We start from the raw sequence: 7,029 nt of genomic DNA, 5'->3' as shown, positions 1-7,029 counted from the left end.
GAGCATCGGCTGACCAAGCCCTACCATCCTTGGACGAACGGCCAGGCCGAGCGGATGAATCGAACCATCAAGGACGCCACCGTCAAGGTCTACCATTATGACGACCTGGAAAGTCTCAAGGCCCATGTCCTGGCCTTCGTCACTGCTTACAACCTCGCCAAACACCTCAAGGCGCTCCGATGGCGAACGCCCTATCAAGCAATCTGCAACGCCTGGACAAGGGACCCGTCAATCTTCAAAATCAATCCGCACCATCTCATTCCGGGACCACACACCTAGCCGAGTTCCAGGGTCGTCACGCCGAAAATGCTCCTGAGCGGAACGACCGGCGCTGCGCCCCGATACATCCGCGCCGTTTCGAAGACGGGCGCCAAGCCCAGGCTCTCGGCAAGTTCAATGGCCTCGCCATTGTTGGTGGGAACATCGATGAAGACCTTCGCTCCCTTGGCATGCTGCGCCAGAACCGAAATCAGAGCCGCCGCGCTATCCCTGTCGCCTGCAAACAGCGGGCCGATCTTGTAGCCCTCGTAGCAACGGCGGATGGTTCCGTAGCCGCGAATCTTGCCACGCTTGCGCACCACGGCCGAGTGCCTGTCCTTGCGAGTAGCACACCATGACGCCACGAAGGTTGGCCGCGGCGCCGGAAAGATCATCGCGTCATAGCGCAGCAATCCGTCGAGTCTATCCGAGACAGCGTGGGCAACCAGTGTTGATTCCGGCAAGGCAGAGATCACGCCACCATAGCGAACCGTCCGATAGGCCTCTTCGAACCCGGCCTTTCGGTAATTGTCCTGTTGTGCGGGCACACCATCCAGACCGATGCTACGGCCCTCAGCCGACATCATCCCGGCATTCCAAATGGCCTTGCCGTAGCCCCTGCCCCGAAAATCCGGATGGACGATAAAAAGACCGAGGAAAGCAAAATCCTCGCCATATTTGACGACTGAGATCGAGGCGACGGGCACCTCCCCGATCACGCCCACGAAAAATCCCGACGGGTCCGCATCGTGAAAGGCAACCGAATCGTCGAGGCCGGGATTCCATCCCTCCTGACGTGCCCACTCGAGCACTAGCTCCAACTCACCGGGTCGCATCGGACGAACGGTAAACTCCGAATTCATGCAACGTCCCTAATCAGATCGACCGCAGTTGAGAGCCTGCGGGATAAATAAAGATCAAAGTCTAACAGCCGTAAAGCCACCCGACGGCAAAGAAACATGTTCATGGCTGAAGCGATCTGCAGCGATCGTCATGAAGTACGAGCCGAAATTCTTTGCATCGCAATCATCATGGAACAGGGAGATTACAATCTCAAGATAATTACTTAATAGAGCATGAAGACGGGTTAAGAGCCATAAGCTGTTCGAAAATCGGACAGCCATCGCTTTCGCATCAGCTAAGGAAAAAGCGCCTAACCGATGGCGATGACCTCGAGTTCTTGACCGCCGACGCTGACGACATCTCCAACCGTCTTGCCGGTGAGAGCCCTGGCCACCGGGGATACGAAGGAAATCGATCCGGTTTTCGGATCGGCTTCATCCTCTCCGACGATACGGTAGGTCTGCACGCGTCCGTCGTCCCGGCTGAAGGTCACGCTGGTTCCAAAGGCGACGACATCAAGCGAAATCGGCTCAGGGATGACCTGCGCCGTACGGACTCGGGCAGCAAAGTAGCGCAGATCCCGCAACGGATTTGCCGCCTGTCGCCGCCGTTCGTTCACGTCTTCAATGGAGTTCGCGGCATCGTAGGCCTCGCGCGCTTGCTGCAGCTGCAATTCCAGGGCCTTGAAGCCCGCTTCCGTAACGAGGTTCGGATGCGGCGAAATTGGACGGTCCGGCAAAAGTGTTTCCGAAGCAGCTTCGGCACTTTCTTCTTTGACGAAGGCTACACTCAATTTCAAAACTCCGCTTTGTGGTCTCTGGTCTCGCAGCGCATAGGCGATGGGTCGCCACCGCGGTCGATCTTATACCATCTCTTCCACTGGTCACAGCCGCACTTGAAGAACGACTGCCCTTCGCCCTTCCAAACAAGCCATTTGAGCCAGTGATTGCCACAAACCGCCCGGTCGATTTCCGCAGACTAGTCGGTCGCCGAGTGGAATTATCCCCGCTTTCTCCAGCCGAAATAGGATCACATTCCCATTCATTACTGTGGAGCCTTTTATGTTTCTCGGTCTCAGTGTCAATCCAACGCAAGCAGCGCGTCGCGCCATACCAAAGCGGCGTTCTATCGTCGCCTTCGGGGACAGCCTGACAGCAGGCGCGGGCGCGTCAGACCGAGAGCGGGGCGGAGATGATCGTGTCGGAGAGACCGCGACCGTGCGGCTTCTCAACTTCACTCCCCGCCTGATCGGGCGTGACCGAGGCCAGCGGGACATTCAGGACCGCACTCACCTGATCTTCGCTCGTGAAGCCGCCGATGGAAAACTCTCGTAGCAGGGCACCCCCCGACGCCCGCACCCAACGCCACGATGGCCATGATGGCCATGATGCCGAGCACCAGACCTTTCCGCGGATAGGACGGCTCGATCGGGGCAAGGGCTGCGGAAACCACGCGACCGTCAGCCACCTGGAGGCTGGCTTGGGCTTCAAAGTCCTGCAATCGCGTCAAAAGGTTCTGGTATTGCACCCTCGCGACCTGTGCCGACTGCTGGAGCGCGTAGAATTGTGTCAGGACCTCCGCCGATAGACCGCGCCCGTACCCCTCTGGTGCGCATCGGATGTCGTCTCGCCAAACTGCGCATCCGCAAGCCGCAGTTGCGAGAGAGAACCGGCTGCCTGGAGATCACTATGGGATGTGACGAAAAGGTAGAGATTGCGTTCATTCTGCGCAAGCACATCTCTGGCGGCCGTCACCTGATGTTCAAGGATCTTCCCGGCTGAAACGGTGTTCGCCACTTTGGCTTCGACCTGCTTCCTGATGTAGACGGTCGTTCCAAGATTCGCGAGACGCGCGGCTTTGTCCGCATCATCCGATGTCACGCCCACACTGATAAGATAGGTCAAGCCTTCGCGGCGAACCCGAACGGCATCCTTGAAAGCCGACAGCACTTCACCCGGCGCCGCATCGCCTGAGGGCGTGTCGGCAGCGAGCCCAGCGGCGGAGAGTAATCGGCCGTTGAAACGGTTGAGAGCAAACTCTGGATCGGAGAGAAGCTTGCCGTTCCTGATTGCCTCCAGCAGCACCGCATCGGATTGAATGATATGAACCTCGCCTTCCACCCGGGAATTATCGGTAAGGCCGCTACTCGTGGCAGCGTCCGGGTCGAGCAGATTCTTCGAACTTGTATCGACAAGAACCAACGATTGGGCGGTGTAGCGAGGTGTGAACGAGAAGACGATGACGAGGCTCAGCAGGAAGATCGGCAATCCCACCAGCAATATTGTCCGAGCCTGTCGGTGGGCCAATCCAATCAGCATTCGAACGTCTGCGACATCGTTCATGCGAATGCAACCCTTCAACTCGTTACAGCAAAATACTCGCTAAGGTTTCGTCGCGCGAACAATCATCACAACAAAAAGGCTTCACAACCAAAAATAAGCCTATTGGATTATCACCCTCTGCATTCGAAGGAGCCCTGTCGGATGGCCGATGACCATCCGACAGCAGTGGCTTACCGGTACGGCTCGAAGAGCCTGTGGATGGCGTCGATTTCATTCTGCCTGATATCGTGACCACCTGCATGCCATTCCGTCTTGACGGAAGCGTGTTGGCTCTCGAAGTAATCCGCCAGGGCCTTCGTCACGGGCGCAGGGCTGATCGGGTCGCGTTCGCCTGCCGTGATCAGTATCTTGCGCCCGCTCAAGGCGGGATTTGCCATCGGTTGGAACGGGATCAACGGATGCATCAGAACCGATGCATCGAACAATCCCTTCTCGATCAACACATTGGCGAGGATATTTGCCCCATTTGAGAAACCCAGGCCGAGCACGTCGCTTGCCTCATGTAGCTTCGCCAGCGCCGCGACAAAGGATGCAAGCTTCTCGGTTGCACGGGCGAGGTCCGCCATGTCGTAGACGCCCTCGCCGGTACGCTTGAAGAAGCGTGCGGCACCAAACTCCGAGACGTCCCCACGCGGAGAGACAATCGTCGCCTCCGGCAGCAGGCGCCGCCCGAAATCAAAGAACTGGTTTTCATCCCCGCCCGTTCCGTGCAGCACGAACAGAATGGGCTTTCCGGGTGCACCGGCCTGCAGCCGGTGCACATAGCTGTTATCGGTCATTTGTGCGTCCCCTTTAAGCCTCAAGCGGCTGCAAGTGCTGCTCGATGAGAGCGCGCAAGTGCTGGTGCTGCTGTGGCAGCTTCAGTGCCTCGCCAAGATGCGCAGTGTCTTCGTCCCGGTTGAAGCCGGGCTCGTTGGTCGCAATCTCGAACAGGATGCCGCCCGGGGTCCGGAAGTAGATCGCCCAGAAATAGTCACGGTCGATGACGGGCGTGACCTGGTAGCCGGTATCCATCAGCGCCTTGCGGACCTCAAGCTGTTTCGCACGATTTTCTACGGCAAAGGCCACGTGATGCACGGACCCTGCACCTGGCAAAGCGCGTGAAACGTTCGGCATGGTTTCCAGATCGACGAGATGCGCGCCATTCCCACCCGGAATAGTCAGGCGCTTGACACCACCACGCTCTTCCTGGACTTCGTAGCCCATGAACTTGAGCAGTTCTGACGTGGCGCCATCGTCACGCAAACGCATGGCCACCGAATGGAAGCCACGAATCGCGTTATCCTCGCTGATACCACCGTGTGTCCAAGGCTGGCGGCTGTCATCCTTGACTTCGACAAGGGCAAAGCCATCACCATCGGGACCGGCAAAATTCAGACGCTTCTCGCCGAATGTCTCCTCAGTCTTCAGGCCGGTGACATTCAATTTGTTCAAGCGATCGCTCCAGAAGCCGATCGAGCCCTGCGGGACCGAGAAAACGGTGGTTCCAACTTCACCGGTTCCCGGACGACCTTGCGCCATCTTCGGAAATGGGAAGTACGTCATGATCGTGCCGGGTGCACCGGTTTCGTCACCATAATAGAGGTGATAAACGTCGGGCGCGTCGAAATTCACGGTCTTCTTGACGCGACGCAGACCGAGGGCGTTAGTGAAGAATTGGTTGTTTGTGCGGGCATCCTCCGCCATGGACGTGACGTGGTGCAGACCCTTGATTTGATCGAGCATTTAAGACCCCTTTCTTGCCCGCCTCGCGGGCTTCGTATGGGGTATAGATGATCGCTCCGGACCAATTGGAATAGCCCCGAGGACCGGAACGCATTGTCTCTTTTTAGTGAACGACAGAAGACAATCGTTCAGAAGAGTTGGGCGTCGCCGGGGTTCGTCGGCAATTGCCAGTCGATTGGCCCTCGACCGTGCGTCTGCAAAAACGCATTGGCCTTGGAGAAATGGCCGCAACCGAAAAAGCCGTTATGAGCGGAGAGCGGAGAGGGGTGTGGCGCCTTCAGCACGAGGTGACGCCTTATATCGACGAAGGCTGCCTTGCGCTGGGCATAGGAGCCCCAGAGCATGAAGACGACGGCATCGCATTCATCGTTGACCTTGGCAATGACGGCGTCGGTGAATCGCTCCCAGCCCTTGCCCTGGTGCGACGCGGCTTGGGCCTCCTCCACTGTGAGCACGCTGTTCAGCAACAGGACGCCCTGCCGTGCCCAATGCTCCAGAAATCCGTGTCGCGCCGGTGTAATCCCCAGATCGCTCTGCATCTCCTTGTAGATGTTGACGAGTGAAGGCGGAATGCGAACGCCTGGTCGAACACTGAAACACAGGCCGTGCGCCTGCCCTAGCCCGTGATAGGGATCCTGGCCCAGAATCACGACCTTGACGTTTGCCAGCGGCGTCAGATCGAGCGCACGGAAATATTCCGATCCCTTGGGAAATATCCGTTTGCCTCCCTGCTTCTGTGCGACGAGGAACGCCTTGAGCTGCTGCATATAGGGGCTGGAAAATTCGCCGGCGAGAGCGTCCCTCCAGCCCTCCTCCAGTGCGATTGATTGTTCATTCATCGACGATCCTCATCGGCGCGTGGGCGCCTTCGGCTTGTCTCGAGCCGGGAATTGGCAAACATTTTATTGTTCACCGGAGTTCACTATCTACGAACACCTAGTAGATTGAGGTCGAATCGCTGGCGAATTCAAGCGCATCCGGGGCTTATTCAGAATGAAATTCGGAACCAGTGGGCTTCGCGGCCTGTCTGTCGACCTTAAGGGCCGGGCTTCGGCGCTTTATGCCACAGCCTTTGGCCGCTATCTGCTCGACCGTGGAATGACCCGCCCCGGTGACACTATCCTGATCGGTCATGACTTCAGGGATTCCAGCCCGGAGATCGTTGCAAACTGTGCCGATGCACTTGATCGCCTTGGATTCAAGGTCCGCGACTGCGGCACGGTGCCAACACCGGCGCTGGCGCTTTACGGACTTCAGAAAAAAGCNGCGGGTCTCATGGTGACAGGCTCGCACATCCCCGCCGATCGCAATGGCATCAAGTTCTATCGGTCGGACGGAGAAATCGACAAAACGGACGAAGCAGCGATCACGACTGTCGCGACAGAACTTGATCGTGCCGGCTTTGCGTTTGCGCCCCATGGTACGGGGATGCAAAACCAATCCGCCGAATGCATCACAGCTTTCCGCGAGCGGAATGCCAATATTCTCCCGACAAATGCGCTCTCAAGCTTGAAGGTCGGCGTCTACCAGCACAGCACGGTCGCCCGTGACCTGCTCGTGGAACTTTTGGAACATTACGGCGCAACGGTCGTGCCGTTTGGCCGCTCGGAAACATTCGTTCCGGTCGACACCGAGGCGGTTTCGGAGGAGACGATCGCCAANCTCAAGNAGGTCGCAAGACAGCATGNCCTCGACGCCATGGTCTCTGCGGATGGTGATGGCGATCGCCCGTTGGTGGCGGACGAAACCGGGACGCCGCTGCGTGGCGATTTGCTCGGCCTGATCGCCGCGAACTTTCTCGGTGCGACATCGGTTGTGACACCCGTGACATCGAATTCCGGCATCGAAGCCGCCGGTCGCT

9 protein-coding genes and 1 pseudogene are annotated in these 7,029 nt (G+C 58.0%); 2 read left to right on the top strand and 8 right to left on the bottom strand.

Translation table 11 applies throughout. From position 1 onward, the window contains the following. Positions 1-279: integrase core domain-containing protein (locus AF71_RS30975; protein ID WP_169684515.1), on the top strand; the 279-nt coding region annotated here is incomplete at its 5' end. On the opposite strand, the gene AF71_RS30970 is transcribed toward AF71_RS30975, so the two are convergent. From AF71_RS30970 to ung, 8 genes are all read right to left on the bottom strand, one after another. Next, entirely contained in the window at positions 276-1,121 is an 846-nt protein-coding gene (locus AF71_RS30970) for a GNAT family N-acetyltransferase (protein WP_169684514.1), read from the bottom strand. The two genes, AF71_RS30975 and AF71_RS30970, sit on opposite strands and share 4 nt — an antisense overlap. Before the next feature lie 290 nt (positions 1,122-1,411). Beyond that, entirely contained in the window at positions 1,412-1,894 is a 483-nt protein-coding gene (greA, locus tag AF71_RS30965; protein ID WP_018858200.1) for a transcription elongation factor GreA, read from the bottom strand. 376 nt (positions 1,895-2,270) lie between these two features. Next, positions 2,271-2,393 carry a hypothetical protein gene (locus tag AF71_RS32200; protein WP_281412479.1) on the bottom strand — a complete coding sequence of 41 codons (123 nt, stop codon included), beginning with the start codon at positions 2,391-2,393 and terminating at the stop codon, positions 2,271-2,273. After that, complete coding sequence (locus AF71_RS30960; protein WP_169684512.1) at positions 2,335-2,628, bottom strand: hypothetical protein; 294 nt, start codon at positions 2,626-2,628, stop codon at positions 2,335-2,337. The genes AF71_RS32200 and AF71_RS30960 overlap by 59 nt, the downstream gene beginning before the upstream one ends. Positions 2,629-2,669: 41 nt before the next feature. Beyond that, positions 2,670-3,443, bottom strand: a complete 774-nt coding sequence (locus AF71_RS30955; protein WP_169684511.1) for a Wzz/FepE/Etk N-terminal domain-containing protein — start codon at positions 3,441-3,443, stop codon at positions 2,670-2,672. Positions 3,444-3,613: 170 nt separating this feature from the next. Next, positions 3,614-4,222: an alpha/beta hydrolase gene (locus AF71_RS30950; protein ID WP_169684509.1), complete on the bottom strand. Its 609-nt coding sequence runs from the start codon at positions 4,220-4,222 to the stop codon at positions 3,614-3,616. A gap of 13 nt (positions 4,223-4,235) precedes the next feature. Continuing rightward, complete coding sequence (locus tag AF71_RS30945; protein WP_169684508.1) at positions 4,236-5,168, bottom strand: VOC family protein; 933 nt, start codon at positions 5,166-5,168, stop codon at positions 4,236-4,238. A 128-nt stretch (positions 5,169-5,296) separates the two neighbouring features. Continuing rightward, complete coding sequence (ung, locus tag AF71_RS30940) at positions 5,297-6,007, bottom strand: uracil-DNA glycosylase (protein WP_169684506.1); 711 nt, start codon at positions 6,005-6,007, stop codon at positions 5,297-5,299. A gap of 154 nt (positions 6,008-6,161) precedes the next feature. On the opposite strand from ung, the pseudogene AF71_RS30935 reads away from it, so the two are divergent. Further along, positions 6,162-7,029, top strand: a pseudogene (locus AF71_RS30935) (phosphomannomutase); the annotation flags it as partial.

Origin of the sequence: Rhizobium sp. 57MFTsu3.2 (assembly GCF_012932765.1) — a bacterium.
In the GTDB taxonomy this organism is placed as follows: Bacteria; Pseudomonadota; Alphaproteobacteria; order Rhizobiales; family Rhizobiaceae; genus Rhizobium; species Rhizobium altiplani.
This window is presented reverse-complemented; position numbering and strand designations above follow the sequence as displayed.